A 19,014-nucleotide genomic window follows, 5' to 3' on the forward strand; every position below is an offset into this window, starting at 1 on the left:
AATTCATATTATTGCAGCAGGATAAAAATGAAGGGAGTAGCATTAGAACAGGAGCCTGAGTTACTGAAGCAGTTGACCCAGGGCAGCTCCGAAGCTTTCACGAAAATTTACAATGCCTATTCCCAAAGGATATACGCCAATATATTGCACCTGGTTAAAGACCCTGATCTTGCCCAGGAGTTTTTACAGGATGTTTTCATGAGGCTTTGGGAAAACCGGGCAACAATTGACAGCAATCTTTCCTTTCAATCCTATTTGTTCCGGACTTCAAGCAACCTTGTATATGATTACATGCGTAGGGAGAAAGTCAAAACGCAGGTTCAAAATTACTTGATACACGTAGGCACAGAACTGCATACAGATCAGGAAGATGAATTGGCCTATAAACAGAGCAAGGTGATTTTGGATACCACCATCAGCAAGCTGCCCCCTATGCGCAGGCAGGTTTACCAGCTTTGCAAAATAGAAGGCATCAGCTACAAAGAAGTCAGCGAACAGCTAAATATTTCAACCTCTACCATCAATGACCATATTGTAAAAGCTACCAAATTTATAAAGGAAGAATTTATGTCGGCAGATAATTCAGGTGCGGTAATAGCAACCATAATACTATGGCGCTGCTTGTATGTCATTTGGATCGCATTATTGTTTAACTATTAAGGGTTATAGTTAGGCAGTCTCTAAGATACCATCAGATTTCCTACTGCAGCCTCAACGGAAACCAGTTCCTTCCTAAATTCGTCTTCAGTTTGTAATGGATCGACAACAAAACTGAAGTTAACCTTGCTGGATGAAATATTAGGCACTTGGTCAGCTTCCGATGGTATAGTAACATAAATCACTCCATCCACTTTTAATACCCATAATTCCATTTTAATACTTACAGAAGAAAGCCCCAATTGTGATATTGGGGAAATAGCAAGCAACGGGACATCCTGTGATGCTAGGGCAAATTGTCCGGATTGTATCTCAGGCATCTTAACCGATATGGTAAGTGGTTCACCCGTTTGCGGATCATAATAGCCTTTAAGCAACTGCTCATTAAAATCAGTTATCTGCTGCGTTGATTTTATAATAGAATTCCGTGAAGCTGTTAGAAAACCACGAAGATTAATCAGGCTTCCCATTAGTTTTCCTTTTTTTTAGGCTATCATCCAATTTTTGCAAAGCCTGCTCGACTATAGGCCTGGAATCATTAGCTAAACCAATGTTTGTATGGCAGCCCGGACATCGAAAATTGGTGCCGAGTATTAGCTGTTTGGCATCAAATGTGATTAAGGTATTACAAACTGGACAGGGAATTTGCTGTTCTGTTTTCATGATAGGGTTTGTTATGGTTTAGTAATTGCCTGGATACTTTGACTAAAAGCATCAATTATTATATTCACCCCTTTCGGTAATGGAATTTGTGAAGTATGAATACTAAAGGAAAGTATGGGCTTACCTGCAACTTTTTGGCCGGACACTTTCCCATAAAGTTCCGGTAAACCTTTATCGCCCCTGTCCCCACCATTTAGAACTTCTACATCAAAATTGAGCGTTAGTTCGTTTATAGCCATACTATTTACGGGCACAATGGTTAGTAAAGGTACTTTGACCGTTGTATCTATATTTTTGAAAGTTGTTTCCGGATTTTCTGATGTACCTGGAGTAATTACCTGCTGCGATAATGTCATTTCAATCATTTCAGGCTCATATTGACCCAAATCATTTTTCCTGAAACAAGTCTCCAGTATGAAATCGGTTTGTGCCTTAGCCATTTTGTTACTGGCAGCAATTGCAGCGAGAAGTGGTTCCGTTATTAAAGTCGATAATTTCTGAGGGTTTATCTGAAGATTATCTTTTTCTTCCATGTTAAAGCGTTTATAAAACGAACATACGGAATTATTCAGATTACTTGGCATCATATCCATAATACCTTTAGTTGCAGCACAGCAAATTCTTCTGACTTAATAAAAACAGAATGCAAAAATGGAACAGCATAAAAAATAATTAATTTTTTTGTTCCGGAGCAGATGAACCCCTTTAGGTATCCGTATTACTATAAAAGGCACCTGTGGAAGACAATCAGAAAATCATAAACCTATTCAACAAGTATATTTCCAACAAAGCTACTATTGCCGAGGTGGAGCAGTTGATGAACTATATACGTTCCGGTAGTGAGGACGATTATGTTACGCGTCTCATTGAGCAAAGCATGTTTAACCAGCCTGAGCTAAGTCAGGATATCGACAGGGAAAAGCGTTTGGCCGCAACCCACGAAACTTTGCTCAAACACATTAATGACCAACGACCACCGAAATCGAAAGGCTTCAAAATATGGACTTATGTTATTACAGCAGCTACCTTATTATTGATAAGCTTATTGGGTCTTTACTTTCTAAAATCAATGCGCCAACCTACTAAACACCGCTATGTGATAAATGCGAAAGATATAGAACCGGGCAGTAACAAAGCTATGCTTACACTAGCCGATGGCAAAAGGATAAATCTCAATGACACGATGGATGGTAATATTGGGTCTGAATCCGGAATCTTGATAAAGAAAGCAGGCGATGGCCAGCTTGAATATACAACCCTGGAAGAGCAATCCGTTTCAATGAAGTCCAATACCATTGAAACACCGAATGGAGGCCAGTATCAGGTGCGTTTGCCTGATGGTACCAAAGTATGGCTTAATGCCGCATCAAAACTCACTTATCCTGTTTCCTTCATGGGGCGTGGGCTGCGGGGGGTGACTTTGAGCGGCGAAGCATACTTCCAGGTTGCCAAAGATAAAGAGCATCCTTTTATTGTTAAAACCGCCACACAGCAAGTAACCGTACTGGGAACACATTTCAATATCAATAGCTATGCTGACGAAGGGCGGACAGTTACCACCCTTGAAGAAGGAAGCGTTAAGGTGAGTTCGGCAGATAGGGCAATGAACTTAATCCCAGGGCAAAAGATGGTCACCAAATCTATGGGCAATATGGAAGTCCAACAGGCAGACCTAACTTCGGAAATGGCTTGGGTCAATAACAAAATGACCTTTAAGAAATCGAGTGTACAAGAAGTTTTGCGCCAGATTGCAAGGTGGTATGACCTGAGAATTGAATACCACGGCACATTTCCTGATGATACCATAACCGGAACCATTGACAGACAGGCTAACCTTGCAACAGTATTAAAAATATTTGAGTCGCTGCAAATCCACTTTGCTTTGGAAGCAACAGAAAAGGGCAAGAAATTAATCATTACACCTTAACGGTCTCAATAGCTAACCCTATGTTTAACCCTATGATCGAACTATGATGTAGAAGTATTTAAAATTAAAATTAGGTAGTAATAATGCTTCAGACAATAAAAAGCCGGAAAGCGCAGTGAAGGGCGCGATCCGGCAAAGTCTGGGGTTTTAAAACATCCCGCGAGAGTCGTTTATCAACAAACCCAAACCAATCAAAAGTATGAATTTTTTTAGAAGCTATGGTAACTACCATGGCAAAGAAAAACAGCGCCTGTTATCCTGGCTCATTGGCCTTGATCCGGCCATTAAAAGAATGATCATTATGCGTATCAACTTTGTCGTGTTCCTTCTTGCTGTTACGATCATGAATGTTTGTGCAGCGGCACATGCCCAGACGGTTACCTTGTCGCTCACCAATGCCTCATTGGAAAAAGCACTTCAGGAAATCAGCAAGCAGACCGGCTATGCACCAATATATAATGACAAGCACCTTGTTAAATCCCATCCGGTTAGTATCCATGTTAAGGCAACCGATTTTAAGGAAGTGTTGGACAGGTGCTTTGAAGGTCAACCTGTCTCCTATGATATCATTGACAAGACTATTGTAGTAAAACTTAAACCGGAAAGTGTTAGGGATAAGATCATGGGCTTTTTAAAGAAGCTGACTGTAACAGGTAAAGTCCTGGATGAAAAAGGAATTCCTTTGGTTGGTGTGACTATTAAGGTTAAAGGTACTACCAAAGCAGCTTTCACTGATAAGGATGGAAAATTTACTATAGAGGTGGCGGATGAAAATGCAGTCTTGCAATTTTCATTTGTAGGCTATCAATCACAAGAGCTGGATGCTAAGAATAATGCTAACCCTACCATTATCTTAAAAGAATCCATTAACCAGTTAGAGGAGTTTAGTGTGGTCAATACCGGCTATCAGAGTTTACCGAAAGAAAGGGCAACGGGGAGTTTTGTGCAGATTGATAATGAGTTATTGAACCGCAGGGTTGGTACAAATATCTTAGATCGCATAGATGGTATATCCACTGGTCTTTATAGAGGTACCTTCGCATCCCTTTCCCCTATAGCTACAAATCCAATAACCCGAAATACCGGGATTATTATTAGGGGCAAAAGTACCTTCAATGCTTCCACGGAACCGCTCATCGTAGTAGACAATTTTCCCTATGAGGGCGAGATCAGTAACATTAATCCGAACGACATCCAAAGCGTTACTATTTTAAAAGATGCCGCCGCCGCCTCCATTTGGGGAGCACGCTCAGGTAATGGTGTCATAGTCATTACAACAAAGAAAGGTCAGAAAAACCAGAAGATGAAAATTGACTTTAATAGTAATATTACTATTATCAATAAGCCAGATCTTTTTAGCAGCCGCAACTACCTCGATTCCAAAAGCTATATGGAGGTGGAGCAGTACTTATATGATAAAGGATTTTTTGATGCTATGATTAACGACAATACATCTTTTCCCACTGTTTCCCCTGGCGTAGAGTTAATGGTGAAACTTAAGAACGCAAATAACCCGGCTGATAAAACTGCAATACAGGCACAGTTAGACCTGCTTGCAAATACGGACGTTAGGAATGACTACAATAAGTATGTGTATCAAAAAGCCATTAACCAACAATATTCGCTTGGGCTAAGGGGCGGAAGCCCGAATATGACTTACCAATTTTCTGTAGGTCACGACAACAACCGTAGCAATCTTGTAAGAAATGGATTTAGCCGCACGACAGTCAACTTGCTGAACACCTATTCCCCGCTAAAAAATCTGGAGTTCATGGCTGGTATCAATTATAGCCAGAATAAGACAGATTTAAATAACGACTTTGGATTTGGATCTTATACAGGTACCGGATATCCTTACGGCAATATCTACCCTTATGCCCGTCTTGCAGACCAAAATGGCAATGCCCTTCCAGTTATCCGTGGACTGAGGGACAGTTATACTGCTTCAGCGGTTGCCAAAGGCTTTTTAGACTGGCAGTACCGGCCTCTGGATGAAATTGCTATGGCAGATAATAGTACTAAGGTTTCAGATATCCTGATCCGGTTCGGCGTTAAATATCAGTTCCTGCCGCAGTTGAGTGCAGAGGTAAATTACCAGAATGAAAGACAGATGATCCGACAAAGAAATTATCATAGCCAAAGCACATACTATACCCGAAACCTCATCAATCAATTTAGTGTCCCTAGCACAAGTACAGGAATGGTTTATAATTTTCCTTTAGGTGGGATATTGGATTTAGGGAATTATGATTGGTATGTGAACAACATAAGGGGGCAGCTAAACTATAACCAAACCTTTAAACAGCACTCCATCACGGCGATTGCGGGCGTTGAAATAAGGCAGTTTAAAACGGAAGGTTCTATTAGGAATTCTTACGGTTATGAAGAACAATTTGGAACTGCCGTAAATAACCTGGACTACGCACACTACCTGCCCATAAACCCAATAGGTTCTGCATTAATTCCGAGTCCGGATGCTTTGGTAACGGGTACGCTGAACCGCTATCTATCCTATTATGCCAACGCCGGATATACTTTATCTGATAAATATATCCTGAACCTGAGTGCGAGGGCTGATGGGACAAATCTCTTTGGCGCCAAAACGAATGACCGTATTACGCCGCTCTGGTCTGCGGGGCTTGGCTGGAATATTGGCAAAGAAGCCTTTTACGATGTTACATGGCTCCCATATTTAAAGCTAAGGGCAACTTATGGCTTTAATGGCAATACCTACCAAAATGGATCAGCCTACCTGATCGGTTATTACTTTAATGATTCGTCTACAGGAGCAAAAACGATCACCAACACTTCTGCACCAAATCCAAGGTTAAGATGGGAAAAAGTAAGGAATATAAATTTGGGTCTTGACTTTGCAACCAAAGGAAATGTAATATCAGGAACCATAGAGCTGTTTCAAAAAAATGGAAATGATTTGATCCAGCCAACGATCCTTGCTCCGCAAACGGGTTTTACTACCTATACTGCCAATACAGCAAAGACAAAGACACAGGGGATTGACCTTACCCTGCAAAGTGAAAATTTAAAGGGAGCCTTCAAATGGAATACAAGCTTGCTTTTGACTGCCCTTCATGATAAGGTACTCAAGTATGATGCGGTGCGCAATGCTTCCTCTATTTATGATCCTGGAAAGGTGGTTGGTAAGCCATTATCCGCTTTATTCACTTACAAATGGGCAGGTCTTGACCCTGCAACGGGCGATCCCCAAGGTTACCTGAATGGAAAAATCAGTAAAGATTATCTTGCCATCATTAATAATTACAATCCTGATAGTTTAGTTTATAAAGGATCACTATTGCCTACCGTTTATGGAGCCTTCCGTAATGATTTTCAATACCAGAATTTTAGTCTGTCCTTAAATATTGTTTACCAGCTGGGCTTCGTTTTCCAACGCACATCCACAAGTATAAACTACACCGACATTCTACAATACGGCCAGAACCAGGATTACACTTCAAGATGGCAGCATCCGGGTGATGAAGCGCATACCTCTGTGCCATCCTTGTCTTATCCCACCAACAGTAGCAGAAATTCCTTTTATCAAAATTCGGAAGCAAGGGTAGAAAATGGAAATAATATCCGTTTACAGGATGTAAAGTTGGCCTATGATCTACCTGAGCAAATTTACAGGAAGCTAAAGGCATCTAAAGTAAGCCTGTATCTATACGCTAATAACCTGGGGATCATCTGGAGGAAAAACAAATTAGGGCTTGACCCTACAGCGGCAGGCAATGGCTTGGCCATTTACCCGAACCCTTTCTCAATGTCATTTGGACTGAATGCTAATTTTTAAAGAAAATGAAAAATAACATACCATACTTTCTTCTTATAGCCTTCTTTATGGCTACCGTGGCATTTTGTAGCTGTAATAAAGGCAAAGACTGGCTAGATATAAAAAGCAATAAAGGGTCTGTGATACCGGAATCAACCAATGATTTCCAGGCTTTGCTGGATGATGCCTATAAACTAAATTATACATATTCAACTGCCGGGCTTGCAGGTGCCGATAACAGCTCCATTCCCGATGCAAGCTTTTCACCGGTACCGGAAGCAGAAAGGAATCTGTATACCTGGAACCGCACAATATGGGTTGCCGGTAATTCAACAGATTGGAATAACTTCTTTGCCATTATTGAAAATGCAAACATCGTTCTTGATGGCTTAAAGAAGATCAATGATAATGAGCCCAATTACAATTCTGTAAAAGGCCAGGCTTTATTTCATCGGGCATTTGCTTATTACAACTTGGCACAGCTTTTTTGTAAGCAGTACGATAATAGTTCGGCTGTATCTGACCTTGGGCTGCCTATCCGGTTATCCTCTGATGTGAATGAGATTGTACAACGGTCAACCCTGAAGGCCTTGTATGAACAAATGATCTCCGACGCATCCGCAGCTACCAATTTGCTCCCGCCTACCCAAACATATCTTCAGCGTCCTATAAATGCCGCTGCATTTGCCCTGGCAGCAAAATTGTACTTACATACAGGTGATTATACCAAGGCAGCCAATTATGCTGGTGATGCCATTGCTATCCATCCGGAATTACTGGACTATAATAATAGCTCGGTTATCAACATGGGTACTACGTACCGTTTTCCTGTGTATGGTAAAAACAATCCTGAAATCCTGTTTTTTGCTTCCAGCAATAAATACAGGTCAGTCAATGTGAGCAGCACCAGTCCGGGAATAGTTGTACCTGAATTATATCAATCGTATAATAGCAATGATTTAAGAAAGACCATTTTTTACGTCCTATCCGGCACGAACGCTAAATACAGGGGTACCTATTCCGGTAACGCATACAATTTTTGCGGCTTGGCAACAAATGAATTATACCTGATAAGAGCAGAATGTTTTGCCAGGCTTAATAATAAAGATGCAGCACTTTCCGACCTCAACCGTTTACTGGTCAACCGTTATAAGACTGGGACATTTACTGCCGTAACTGCCGCCGATGCCACAGCTGCACTAGCTTTAGTCCTTACTGAGAGAAGGAAGGAATTGCCCTTTGTGGCTAATATAAGGTGGGAAGACCTACGCAGGCTGAACAAAGAAATAGCCTTTCAAAAAACACTTATCAGAACGGTTAACGGTACAAACTATACACTGCTACCAAATGATAAACTATATGTGCTTCCAATACCTGATAATGAAATTCAATTGACCGGATTAATTCAAAACGAAAGATAACTGGGAGATGAAATATAAAAAAATACTGGTGGCAATAGTAGGCGTGCTGCTATCCACCTTATGTTATGGCCAAGACAAAGGCTACAAGAGTTATGGAATTGGTGATGTGGTTGATCATGTACCTGAATTTCAGAATGTGGTCAATTATCCTAAGAAATCATTTTCTCTGAAGGAACTCCGTGGTAAGTTGGTTATTATAGATTTCTGGGCAACCTGGTGCACAAGCTGTATAAGGTTAATGCCACATATGGAAAAATTGCAAAAGCAATTTGATGGAAAGATTCAGGTAATTCTCGTAGATCCCTGGGAGACAAAAGCGAATATTGAGAAGCAACTCTCCATTTTAAAATTATACAAAACACCTCAGGCGCTTTCATCCTTACCTAATGTGATAGGCGATACCATCTGGCGCAAAATATTCGTACACAGTAGTGTGCCTTACCAAGTGTGGATTGACAGTTCCGGTGTTGTTATTGCGACTACTACAGGAAAAAATGCCACAGCAGAACATGTACAACAAGTCCTCGATGGGAAAAAAGTAAAAATGGTTGTTAAAAGGGACATCAAATCCTCAGGTTATGATGTAAAAAAGCAGGGATTGATCCAAACGGGCGATACTTCAATGCATCCGTTATTTTATTCTGCTATGCTCAGGAAAAATGCAGGATACGGATCAGGGGCACTTGTTCATACTGATTCAGCTTTGCACCTATATAAATATACCGCCCGAAACCTTCCACTAAAAGCACTTTTTACAGATGCATATGCTGACATGAAGCCGAACTTTAGAATGAAGATAGATGTGACGGATACTGTTTCATTTAACTATCCTAAAGACGCAAATCTAGTGGACGAATGGAATGCTAAAAACCAATATAGTTACGAAATAGCAGTTCCCTTAAGTTTAAAAGATAGTGTTCGCAGTTTTATGCGAATAGATCTCAACAGGTATTTGTCTGTTGAAAAAGGAGTCGCCGGAAAAATTGAACTAAAAAGAATGACTGCTTATGTAATCAGGCGTATTACCGACAACATATTAAAGCCCAAATCCCTGACAGAAGAGCATACTAAGTATGATACTAACCTTTTTCATAAATACAATGTGCCCTATGTAGAGATTAGCAGTTGGTTATCTTATCTGGAGAATTTAAAGCAGTCCATTGTATTTGTGGATGAAACAGGGATTGCGCTTAACACAACTGTCTTTGTAGACTTGCCTAAACATACTGATGCTGATGATAAGAAAGGGCTGATTGAAATACTTAGGAAACAGGGTTTGGTATTGAGTAAAGAAGAGAGGATGATCCCAATATTGGTAATTAAAGATGTAACTAATTAAAATGGGAATTAATAGCATGGATACAACAGTACCCATGCTATTGATTAAACTTAATCCTGGAAAGAATCGATATGCACTAAAGAAGGATTGTTTACCACTGATTGCAAAACAGGGGACGTAAGTGTGCCTGACGTAGTTGTGATCTGACAAGGCATGCTTTCACCATCACAAGGCCTTTCTTGATTGTCAAACGTATATGCTGGTTGACCATCTTTAGTTGTTTCACCTGTAATATAGTAGGTGGTTCCGGTAGCTTCAGTTTTAACCTCGGCAGGAGAATTAGATGCATCAGTAGTTTTACGGTCACCAGCGTTAGCTGAAACAGAGCCCAATACTACAAGGGCAGTAGCGAAAATGAAGATTGTTTTTTTCATTTGGCGTGTATTTAGTTGGTTAAAGTGAAATGCAGCCTAATGTCCCTTTACATAAACCTTATGCCGGACGGAACGGTCGAGTGCTGGTACCTTATATCCGTGTGCCTATTGCCGTTTCTTATTTCCAGCATTAGACGGTGATTTATGACTAGCCTTATTGTCTCAAATCTGGTTAGGCTTAATCCAGAATGGGTATATAAACATGATTGATAGTTAACGGATTAGCCCTAAGCGCTCCAACTTGAATAAATGTTTTGTTTTTTTGTCTACTGAATTTTAAATAATTAAAAGTCCAGCTGGTTAAATGAAATCCCAAACAATGTGGGCAGTAATAAACTCTTTTCTGGTGGGGGTTGCCCAGGCGATGTTTGATATGTACTTTATGTTTTAAATAGTGGAAACGAATTTTCAACAACAACATGCGGTTCTTTGCTTCTTCTTTGGTGAGAAAGATAACCTTGCCCGTGGCATTGCATTTCATTCCCATAACAATCGGGGTTAGTTCAACACATCTTAATTGTAAATAGGAAAAACTTTCAATTTGACATGTATAATTCTTAAACGTTTTGGTAGATTAAAGAACTTTATTTAATTCTTAAAATAAGCTTCCGAGTTGTGTTGAAATATATAAAAGATAAAATAATTATTTTTTTCATCTTAAAGCTATCTTCTTATCGAAATGTGTTGTACTTTGAGTTTTATATAGACATATAAAGCGCTTATGTTTTCTGATAAGTGCGAGCGAACTCGCACTTAATTTTAATGGCAACAAGTACTTCCCCAAGAGATTGTGGTAACAATTGTGTCAGACTTGGCCTTTTCAATTCCTTGGCCAATAGATGTAAAAATGTACAATTTTTTTGGTGCCGAGATTCGTTTCGATTTGCCTTTTTTAATCATGGTTTTAATTCATAGCCTTAGCTGTATTGCCTTGGTAGTGTAAAAATAGAACCGTAAAAAGCGCTTTCAAATTTTAATTCGTGAAACCCAAATTAAAAGGTGTGAACCTTACATATTACTTCGTGAAAATGAAAAAAGATTCTTTCTTAATCGAGTTGAATAACAATTGGCTGGAAATTTTAGTCCATTTTGTAGGTATAGCATTTATAATTGGTTACCAAATTCTCATGATGACGATTTGGGGGATGCCTCCGACTGAAATTGGATTATTGATTTTCGCCTTGGAAGTCTTAACTTTTTACGTAAATTTTTATTTCATATTACCATTACTATTTGTACCAGATAAGGCATTTACGTTGGCTTTTCGATTTTCAACATTAGTTATCGCACATGTAATATTGCGAAATTGGATTTCTTATCCTCCGTCCGAAAGTATTGGTTTTTTAAATTATTTAACCTCACAAAAACAAATGCTCATAACTTTTTGGCGGCTAGGCTATGTTGTAGGAATTGGTTCAATAATATCCTTTTTTAAAACAAGGACTAGATTAAGAGATGAAAAGCAAAAACTCGAATTAGAAAAGTTAGCTGCAATAGCTGAAAGGGAACGGATTGAAAATACGCTAATTCTTATGCAGCTTAACTTTCATAACATGTTCAATGGTTTGAATTATATAAAATCCCATACTGAAGTTGAATTACCTCATGTGGCGTATACAGTTCATCTATTTGCGGATACATTAAGGTTCTCTATGCTAGACATCAGGAACATCAAAAAAATAACTGTTACGGAAGAAATCCAACAGATTAAAAACATCTTGGAGTTTCATGAACGAATTTCTGAGAGAAAAATATTTATTGATTTTAAAGTCTCTTTAGATGATGATGCCAATGTGTTGTCAATCCCTCCATCTTTACTAGCCACCTTAGTGGACAATATGATACGCTATGCTGTGCTTCATGATCCGGTTTATCCTGCAATACTCAGCATCAAAGTGCAGCGCAACTGTATCTGTTTTGAATCATTTAATTACAATAAAAGGAGTATTATACATGGAAATGGTATGGGCATTAAAGGTGTTCGCTCTATAATGGAATATTTTTATAAAGGTCATTACGAATTCAATATTAAACCCTCGAAGGATAATTATGAGGTTTATTTAAAAATTGAGCTATGAAAAAAATCCGTTGTTTTATAATCGATGATGATATGCATGTTATTGTGGGTCTCTCCCGCCTTATTAACGAAAATCCTGATTTACAATTGGTCGGTTTCGAAACTGATCCAACTGTAGCGCTGAACCTGATCCGAACGGGAAAGGTGATAGCCGATATTGTGTTCTCGGATATCAATATGGAAGAGATGACTGGCATTGAACTGGCAGAGTATATTCAGCACTTTGCGTACATTATTTTCGTCACAGGCCATGATCAATATGCATTAGAGGCATTTAGTGTGGATGTGGTTGATTTCCTTTTGAAACCTGTAAGGCAGGAATTGTTTAACCGGGCAGTTAACAGGGTTGCGTTGCGAATGAAAAACAAAAGTGAGCCTATTCGAAACTACAATCATGAGGATATTTTCCTAAGACTGGATTCAAGAACTGTCAAGCAGCTTCTACTGAAGGATTTGGTTTATATTGAGGCAAAAAATAAATGGATTTTCTGTCATATGGAGGATAAGAGTAAAATCAACGTACTCAAGTCCCTGGCGAGTTTTGAACCCATATTGCCAGGCAATGAATTTGTCAGAGTTCATAAAAGCTTTATAGTACACCTTAAATATATCGTCGCTGTAGAAGGCAATGAAATTGTACTTAAGGACAAAACAAAGTTGCCCATCGGCGGCTCCTATAAAGATGAGCTATTGAGATTAATGAATCCACTTTGAATTAGTCCATTAATTAGCCTTTGCTTTGCCCTGATGGAATTTTCTGTTAAAGTCCATTAATCCGAAATTATAAATAAGCAGCTCATGTGTCCTTTGATGCTGGCGGAATAATCTGTTAATATGCATATGGAATAAATTAGCAAACATTTCCGGCCTTCTAAAAACTGGACATTTTTCAAGAGTTGAAATAAAGGAATCCTTTAATACTGCATGTAAAGTATTTGCTCCTTCACTTAGAGATGGAAATGTTTGCATCAGTAAACCCTTGTATTGCTTGTTGATTTCTTTGAATCCATCCGGCTGTATCTTATGTTCTATATTGAGTGACTGTGAAACCTTAGCCAAAGTGTTTTTAAATGATTCGTCTTTAAATACTTGGCTAGATTGAATGGTATCAAATATATCCATGCAAAGCTTATATTTTGCCAAGTCAGGTAACATAAATTGCAGCATGTGTAAAATGTAAATACTGTCCTGTTGAAAGTGGTTTTCTACCTCTGTAATCAACGCGGATGAATATCGGTGAACCTCTTTTTTATATGTACAAAGCTTGATATCCGAAATGGTTCCACAAGATAATTCTTCCTGTAATAAACCAGATAGCATTCCGGTCATTTCCCTTGCATCATTAGCATCATAAAGTTCAATGCGTAAACGAATATGATCTCCTCCCTCAAGGTAACGGATAAAGAACCATTTCTTGATGCGGGAATTATAAACAGATAAGTATTTCCCTATTTTTTCTGTTAGGATGATATCTGATCTAATAGGGCTACAATATAGTTCAAAATAAAGCCAATTTTGACCAGGTGGTATCCAGTTGCGTATTTCTTTTCCATGCGAATTATTAGATATCACTGGTAATACTACTTTCTCTTGGTGGTAAAGCGTAAGAATGAGTTGACACTCATATGGAGCACCGTTTTCGTCTCGAATACAAGAATCTGCATCCATTGTTGTCTCTTCAAGATAAAGTATGCCAGATTTCTCCAATAGAGATAGCAATATTTCTGTGTCGGTTTTGGATTTAGTATGTAAACAAAGTTTCTGATCTCCTTTACCCACTTTATAAAAATCAAATGGAAGATGATCAATAAGGTGTTTTTGTAAATGAGTAACTTTATTCAATAGTCCATTAGGCCCTTTAAGCAGTTCAGCCGAAATCCTGAAACTAGCAGGACTTACTATGATATTCCGGAATTGAATACGGGGATAGCGAGGTAATCCAGGCATTAGGGTACTTGGTCTAAATAGTAAATTACTTTGGAGACTTTGACTTTCAATCGCCATTAAAAAACGGAATAAAGGCAGGTCAGATCGCTGGTAGTTGTAGGCTGAAGCAACACGGGGAACAAGCCTTTTATTGTATGTTGCTGATCGCAGTATCACTTCGTTCCTTTGAATACTGATATAGATGTCAGTTAGCGATAAAGGCATTTCTGAAGTATCATAATTAAGAAGGTTAAGTTGGAAATTATATATAGAAGGCCTTCGGTTAATATTATCAACGTCATCTTCTTTCGTGTAACCAATATCAAAAAAGATAACATCAGGATTGGCGTTGGTTTCAATTGAAACGATTTCATTGCAAAACTTTTTAATCGTCGGTATTGCAAAAGCAAACCGTCCGAATAAAGAGGTTGCTGTTACACCACCCAGATAATCAAGATACACTTGATTACCTTTCAAACTACAGACTGCATTTAGGGTATTGGGCAGCAGTTTCGTTTCTTTAATATCCCCCATCAGCTCTTCAAGCTGGATTATTCCATCCAATCCTTTTTCGAGTAAAGTATTTCCAATGATGTCTTTAAAGCCGTTGTCAGATTTTGACCGGCTCGATGTTCCTACTTGTGTGGCTAATTTATGAATGAGCGGAGAGGAATGGACATCAGAATTCATCTCCCCATATCCAATTCCAATCTCCGGATCTAAGGCCATCATTATTGGCACCTCTGCTTGTTCAAAACGTTGAAAAAATTTTTGCTTAAATTGTTCTAACTCTATTTCTGTATCCTGATGAACGAGGCAACTGAGTATATCAGCTAAGGCTGGAAGTTGTTTAAAATGTTCTTTATTGAAACAACCTGTTAATGTGGTTCTTTCGGCAATCAAGTAGGCTTTTTCTTCTTTAATAAATTGTCTTCCAATCCTATTAAAAAAATCTAGGCCGATGATATTAGGTTGTTGGGATGTAATAATTAGCTGAATTGAAATCAAATCATACAAGTAATCGTTTAACTCATCCTGTTGAAGAATTGAATCCATTTCTTTAACAAGAATGTCATATGGTTTTGGTTCGATTAGACATTTGAGGATATCAATGATTATGGGATCAAAATCAATGGCTGTCATTTCAAAATTATCTTCCCCCATTTGCAAATACCTAATTTCATTCTGTACCACATAATAGCTTGTATTGGCAAATAATTTCACATTTGCATTCAACAACTTAGCTGGATCATATTCAATGGCAGACTTGACCGCCCAATCGGTAAAGGAATGTACTTTTTGTTGCTTCGTAATCTTAATTCTACCTACAGGATCATTTTCCATTCTTGCAGTCCCAACTGAAGCAAACGAGCCAAAAGGCGTGGAACGAAATATAGCCCTGTTAAAATATTTGCGTAGACTTAATTGAATTTTTCTGTCAGCATCTTGGAAATCTTCTAAAGTAAGATTTTCGATCATAGTATAAAGGTCCGGTGAGGAATCTTTAATCATACTTTTCAATTCTTCCAAATTATTGTCTATTTTTTCAATGTAAGAGAATCTTGGTACTCTATATATAAGTGTTGGGTGTAAAATCAATTTTGCCATATTTGTTTTAAACTTTGACCAACATAGTGATTGACAACAAGAATAATTTAAAAATTTCGTGAAACTGTGATTTATTGGTGTAAAGAACTCAAATGGAGGTGTGAAATCTTAAAGCATATCTATTATTTGTCAGTTTAAGTAAATTAGATATTCAATAAGGCAGTTTTTCAAGAAGCTTCCCATATCAATTTCGTACACTTGCAAAATATTTTCGCCTTTATAAGTTAAGGATGAAGCTTTCCCATCTTCTTTACCTCTATTAAAAACAAAGGTTAGACCATCTAACTTAAAGCTAATTATATCATGTTCTGGTGGATTTCCGTATGTAAATACTTCAATTAAAGGCAAAGCGTAATCCATCATTGTCTTTGGATCCAGCAGCATTTTACTAGTATTAATTTTTTTTATTGCACCAATTAAATCTACTTTATGGCCTATTACTTCACATAAGAAATCCATCTTATTAATAATTGGATAAATTTCTGTATTTAAATGGTGATCGTTAACATGACTATATTTCTTAAACACATAGGTTTTACCATGCCACTTTGAAATATTTCTTAGATTGACCGCTCTATTAATTATCAACTCTCTTACAATTTCAAATACAAAACCATCATTAAATAGCGTGTTAGTTTTTCTCTCATTTTGATCAATTACGTTAATGCTGGAAAGAAGTTTTCTGGAGAAATAATTAATTGCTTCGAAATCAAGATAACTAAATATATTATGTGAATAAAACTTATCAATATATCCGCTAAAATCTCCCTCATGCCCGTATTTGTGGTGAAAGAAACTTCTAACATTGTCGATGTCGCATATCATTACAACCTTATCAAAACCAAATTTATTTCCAACGTAATTTTTTTGGTCATTAAAATGTGTACCAAAAACGTTGAAAATTCGAAAGATATGTTCTGGATCAATCCGATCAAGATCATCAATGATAAGCACATTCTCTTTTTTATCATCTTTTTGCTTCTTCTCAAGCATATTTCGAATTAACATAGTCTCAATTCCAAATTCATATAAGCTACCTTCTTTATTTATTATTGTTTCAGTAAATTTTTCGAAAGCCTCCAAATCGCTAGGAGGTAAATTATCCTTACTACTTTTTAAGCTGTCCAGCTGTATTACGATTTCATTCCAAGCAGCCAAAACTGAAGATGCTAATGTAATCTCCTTTCCTACACCAGGAATAGCAGCAATGTAACTAGCCGCCATGGTAGTGGAGTTTTTATGGAAAAATGAAGCCAATTTCCCCCAAATGTCAAGTTTAGGAATTACTTCAATTGGATACTTCTTCGAAAATAGTTCTAGTAAAATGTCGTATTTAATGTACTTAAAAATGTCTTCGTTGGATCCAACCGAATAATTTACAGGAAAAAGATAAACTGCATTGTACTTCCCAGAATCTGAGAAGAAATTATTTACGAATGTAGATTTTCCAGTCCCAAATTTACCTGAAAGAATAATCCTTTGATTGTTTTCTATTTCAAGATGCTCAGTAAAACTTTTAGTTAGTTCTTTGATTAAGCTCAAATCTAAATTGTTCATAATGGAATATTAAGCGAATTCATAAGTGAAAAAAATGCAACTTACACTATTTTTTAAATGCTTCGTACCAGTCCTTGGCTGCCTCACTAAATGGAATTTCAGAGATTAGGCTTTCTATCCAGATGGCGTAAAAGGTATAATGTTCCTGGAAACCTGATAAGCCTTTTAAGTTTTTCAAGTATTGTTTGATGATTTTTCGGGCTTGGGTTAGCACACGAATACGTGTAGGCTTATGTTCCAGGTCGTATTCTTGATCAAAGATGTCTGCGAGTTGCATTTCCATTGCAAAATCCGTTTTGCTGCCCTCATCACTGACCTGCAGGTAATAACGATAAGCTGCTTTTGCTTTCGATGGGATGAGTGCATAGGTTTTGTTTTGTATCAAATTGAATAGCCTGAAAAGGTATAGGTCATCATAGATATCTCGTCTGATCTGTTTGGATTGTTTCCGGAACAGGCTATTCCATAGCTCGTTCACTTTTTTCCAGTCTCCGAGTCCGAGATAAGCATTCATGAGGTTGCCATTGATGACCTGTCTGGCTTCGAACGGGATTTGGTCTTTTAATTTTTCAAGTTCTTCTTCAACCCATTTAATGGTATTATGTAGTTCAACCACGTTTCCTGTATAATTGTAAATAATGATCTGATAGGATGCCTGGTAATAGAACTGTTTAAATGCGAGTGCTTTGGATTGATGCAGCTTTTGTTCTTCAATGGCCGAGGCGGTGACCTTTAGCCCTATCAGTGCATCATTGAACTTCCCCAGGCAAACGCAGGAGGTGACATGTTCCAATATGCCATCGATATAATCACTCGGAGGAACCGCATCAATATTGATTTCTAGTAACTTTTGACTGTATTCATATGCTTTTCGATGATCAAAGATCATCCAGTAATAAAGCGCGTGGATGAAATGGTAGTAGAATGTAGCTTTGTGTGAACGACATTCATTAAGCGCAGGCATACCAGGGGCTTTAATGGTTTCCAGTTCCAGGTTATCTTTCGTTTTACCCTTGACATAACCATACTGCTTTTTAAGTTCCTTTGCATCACTAAAAATATTCTCCATTTCAAGGGTCTGTGTCAGTTTGAGCAGGATGGTTCCTTCCTCTTTCCTGATCTCGCTGTTTTGCCTTAGCGGATTATCCAATACAATAGCTAGCCTCCGCTCCCAATCCAAAATCTGCAACTGTAATCCAAACTTCTCATGTTCACCTGCAAGGGCATATGCTTTTTGCAGGATCAGCATACTTTGCTGGGGCAGATTCAGATGATACAGGATTTCGATCTCGCTAAGCTGGTTCTGAATAATAATTTCAGGGGATTTATGCTGGTAATAAGCACGCATGGATTTGAGGATATTGCCAAACAATTGCTTTTTCGCTGTCGTATAAACCTGTTTTGATTTGCTCGAATTAATTTCAGAAACCTCACTTTCATTACTCGTTAAAGATTCATAGAGTTTCCGGTAGTTTGTTTCTTCTCCGCCCTTATTCAAGGCATTTGAGAATACAGTGAAATAACGTTTCTCTGCTCCTGACATGGATTTAACCAGTTGACGAAGGTCCTCCATTGTGTAATACATAAGAATGGCTTTCTCTAAAGTTACGACAAAATCGCATTCAAAAATTAAAATCACTAACCTCTAATTGGATTAAAACATGTTTTTGATGCT

The 19,014-nt window shown here is 38.1% G+C and carries 13 protein-coding genes; 7 read left to right on the forward strand and 6 right to left on the reverse strand.

Annotation, left to right across the window (positions count from 1 at the left end; genetic code table 11):
* Positions 1 to 27: 27 nt before the first annotated feature.
* Positions 28 to 660 (forward strand): RNA polymerase sigma-70 factor, encoded by a 633-nt coding sequence (locus P0Y49_14010; GenBank protein WEK17913.1) that lies wholly within the window; start codon positions 28 to 30, stop codon positions 658 to 660.
* A gap of 20 nt (positions 661 to 680) precedes the next feature.
* Here P0Y49_14010 and P0Y49_14015 read toward each other — a convergent pair whose 3' ends face one another.
* Positions 681 to 1,127 carry a hypothetical protein gene (locus tag P0Y49_14015; GenBank protein WEK17914.1) on the reverse strand — a complete coding sequence of 149 codons (447 nt, stop codon included), beginning with the start codon at positions 1,125 to 1,127 and terminating at the stop codon, positions 681 to 683.
* Between the two features lie 204 nt (positions 1,128 to 1,331).
* Positions 1,332 to 1,853: a DUF2589 domain-containing protein gene (locus P0Y49_14020; GenBank protein ID WEK17915.1), complete on the reverse strand. Its 522-nt coding sequence runs from the start codon at positions 1,851 to 1,853 to the stop codon at positions 1,332 to 1,334.
* Between the two features lie 203 nt (positions 1,854 to 2,056).
* On the opposite strand from P0Y49_14020, the gene P0Y49_14025 reads away from it, so the two are divergent.
* The 4 genes from P0Y49_14025 to P0Y49_14040 all read left to right on the forward strand — a co-directional run bounded on the left by P0Y49_14025 (position 2,057) and on the right by P0Y49_14040 (position 9,797).
* Positions 2,057 to 3,247 carry a FecR family protein gene (locus P0Y49_14025; GenBank protein ID WEK17916.1) on the forward strand — a complete coding sequence of 397 codons (1,191 nt, stop codon included), beginning with the start codon at positions 2,057 to 2,059 and terminating at the stop codon, positions 3,245 to 3,247.
* 199 nt (positions 3,248 to 3,446) lie between these two features.
* Positions 3,447 to 7,058 (forward strand): SusC/RagA family TonB-linked outer membrane protein, encoded by a 3,612-nt coding sequence (locus P0Y49_14030; GenBank protein ID WEK17917.1) that lies wholly within the window; start codon positions 3,447 to 3,449, stop codon positions 7,056 to 7,058.
* Between the two features lie 5 nt (positions 7,059 to 7,063).
* A complete protein-coding gene (locus P0Y49_14035) occupies positions 7,064 to 8,458 on the forward strand; it encodes a RagB/SusD family nutrient uptake outer membrane protein (protein ID WEK17918.1) in 1,395 nt (464 codons plus the stop codon).
* Positions 8,459 to 8,465: 7 nt separating this feature from the next.
* Complete coding sequence (locus P0Y49_14040) at positions 8,466 to 9,797, forward strand: thioredoxin domain-containing protein (protein WEK17919.1); 1,332 nt, start codon at positions 8,466 to 8,468, stop codon at positions 9,795 to 9,797.
* Between the two features lie 50 nt (positions 9,798 to 9,847).
* Here the strand turns inward: P0Y49_14040 and P0Y49_14045 are convergent, their stop codons facing one another.
* Positions 9,848 to 10,171: a hypothetical protein gene (locus P0Y49_14045; protein WEK17920.1), complete on the reverse strand. Its 324-nt coding sequence runs from the start codon at positions 10,169 to 10,171 to the stop codon at positions 9,848 to 9,850.
* 1,028 nt (positions 10,172 to 11,199) lie between these two features.
* Here P0Y49_14045 and P0Y49_14050 point away from each other — a divergent pair.
* Positions 11,200 to 12,249 (forward strand): hypothetical protein, encoded by a 1,050-nt coding sequence (locus P0Y49_14050; protein ID WEK17921.1) that lies wholly within the window; start codon positions 11,200 to 11,202, stop codon positions 12,247 to 12,249.
* Positions 12,246 to 12,962: a LytTR family DNA-binding domain-containing protein gene (locus P0Y49_14055; GenBank protein ID WEK17922.1), complete on the forward strand. Its 717-nt coding sequence runs from the start codon at positions 12,246 to 12,248 to the stop codon at positions 12,960 to 12,962. The genes P0Y49_14050 and P0Y49_14055 overlap by 4 nt, the downstream gene beginning before the upstream one ends.
* Before the next feature lie 9 nt (positions 12,963 to 12,971).
* Here the strand turns inward: P0Y49_14055 and P0Y49_14060 are convergent, their stop codons facing one another.
* The 3 genes from P0Y49_14060 to P0Y49_14070 all read right to left on the reverse strand — a co-directional run bounded on the left by P0Y49_14060 (position 12,972) and on the right by P0Y49_14070 (position 18,912).
* Positions 12,972 to 15,782 (reverse strand): thiopeptide-type bacteriocin biosynthesis protein, encoded by a 2,811-nt coding sequence (locus P0Y49_14060; protein WEK17923.1) that lies wholly within the window; start codon positions 15,780 to 15,782, stop codon positions 12,972 to 12,974.
* 129 nt (positions 15,783 to 15,911) lie between these two features.
* Positions 15,912 to 17,339: a P-loop NTPase fold protein gene (locus P0Y49_14065; protein ID WEK17924.1), complete on the reverse strand. Its 1,428-nt coding sequence runs from the start codon at positions 17,337 to 17,339 to the stop codon at positions 15,912 to 15,914.
* A gap of 46 nt (positions 17,340 to 17,385) precedes the next feature.
* On the reverse strand, positions 17,386 to 18,912 hold the full coding sequence (locus tag P0Y49_14070; protein WEK17925.1) for a hypothetical protein: 1,527 nt from the start codon (positions 18,910 to 18,912) through the stop codon (positions 17,386 to 17,388).
* Positions 18,913 to 19,014: the final 102 nt, after the last annotated feature.

Source organism: Candidatus Pedobacter colombiensis (genome assembly GCA_029202485.1).
Lineage (GTDB): Bacteria > Bacteroidota > Bacteroidia > Sphingobacteriales > Sphingobacteriaceae > Pedobacter > Pedobacter colombiensis.

Bases quoted from the DNA above. Each gene is read 5' to 3' on its own strand.
- P0Y49_14010 (WEK17913.1), top strand. From the start codon at position 28: ATGAAGGGAGTAGCATTAGAACAGGAGCCTGAGTTACTGAAGCAGTTG.
- P0Y49_14015 (WEK17914.1), bottom strand. From the start codon at position 1,127: ATGGGAAGCCTGATTAATCTTCGTGGTTTTCTAACAGCTTCACGGAAT.
- P0Y49_14020 (WEK17915.1), bottom strand. From the start codon at position 1,853: ATGGAAGAAAAAGATAATCTTCAGATAAACCCTCAGAAATTATCGACT.
- P0Y49_14030 (WEK17917.1), top strand. From the start codon at position 3,447: ATGAATTTTTTTAGAAGCTATGGTAACTACCATGGCAAAGAAAAACAG.
- P0Y49_14035 (WEK17918.1), top strand. From the start codon at position 7,064: ATGAAAAATAACATACCATACTTTCTTCTTATAGCCTTCTTTATGGCT.
- P0Y49_14040 (WEK17919.1), top strand. From the start codon at position 8,466: ATGAAATATAAAAAAATACTGGTGGCAATAGTAGGCGTGCTGCTATCC.
- P0Y49_14045 (WEK17920.1), bottom strand. From the start codon at position 10,171: ATGAAAAAAACAATCTTCATTTTCGCTACTGCCCTTGTAGTATTGGGC.
- P0Y49_14050 (WEK17921.1), top strand. From the start codon at position 11,200: ATGAAAAAAGATTCTTTCTTAATCGAGTTGAATAACAATTGGCTGGAA.
- P0Y49_14055 (WEK17922.1), top strand. From the start codon at position 12,246: ATGAAAAAAATCCGTTGTTTTATAATCGATGATGATATGCATGTTATT.
- P0Y49_14060 (WEK17923.1), bottom strand. From the start codon at position 15,782: ATGGCAAAATTGATTTTACACCCAACACTTATATATAGAGTACCAAGA.
- P0Y49_14065 (WEK17924.1), bottom strand. From the start codon at position 17,339: ATGAACAATTTAGATTTGAGCTTAATCAAAGAACTAACTAAAAGTTTT.
- P0Y49_14070 (WEK17925.1), bottom strand. From the start codon at position 18,912: ATGGAGGACCTTCGTCAACTGGTTAAATCCATGTCAGGAGCAGAGAAA.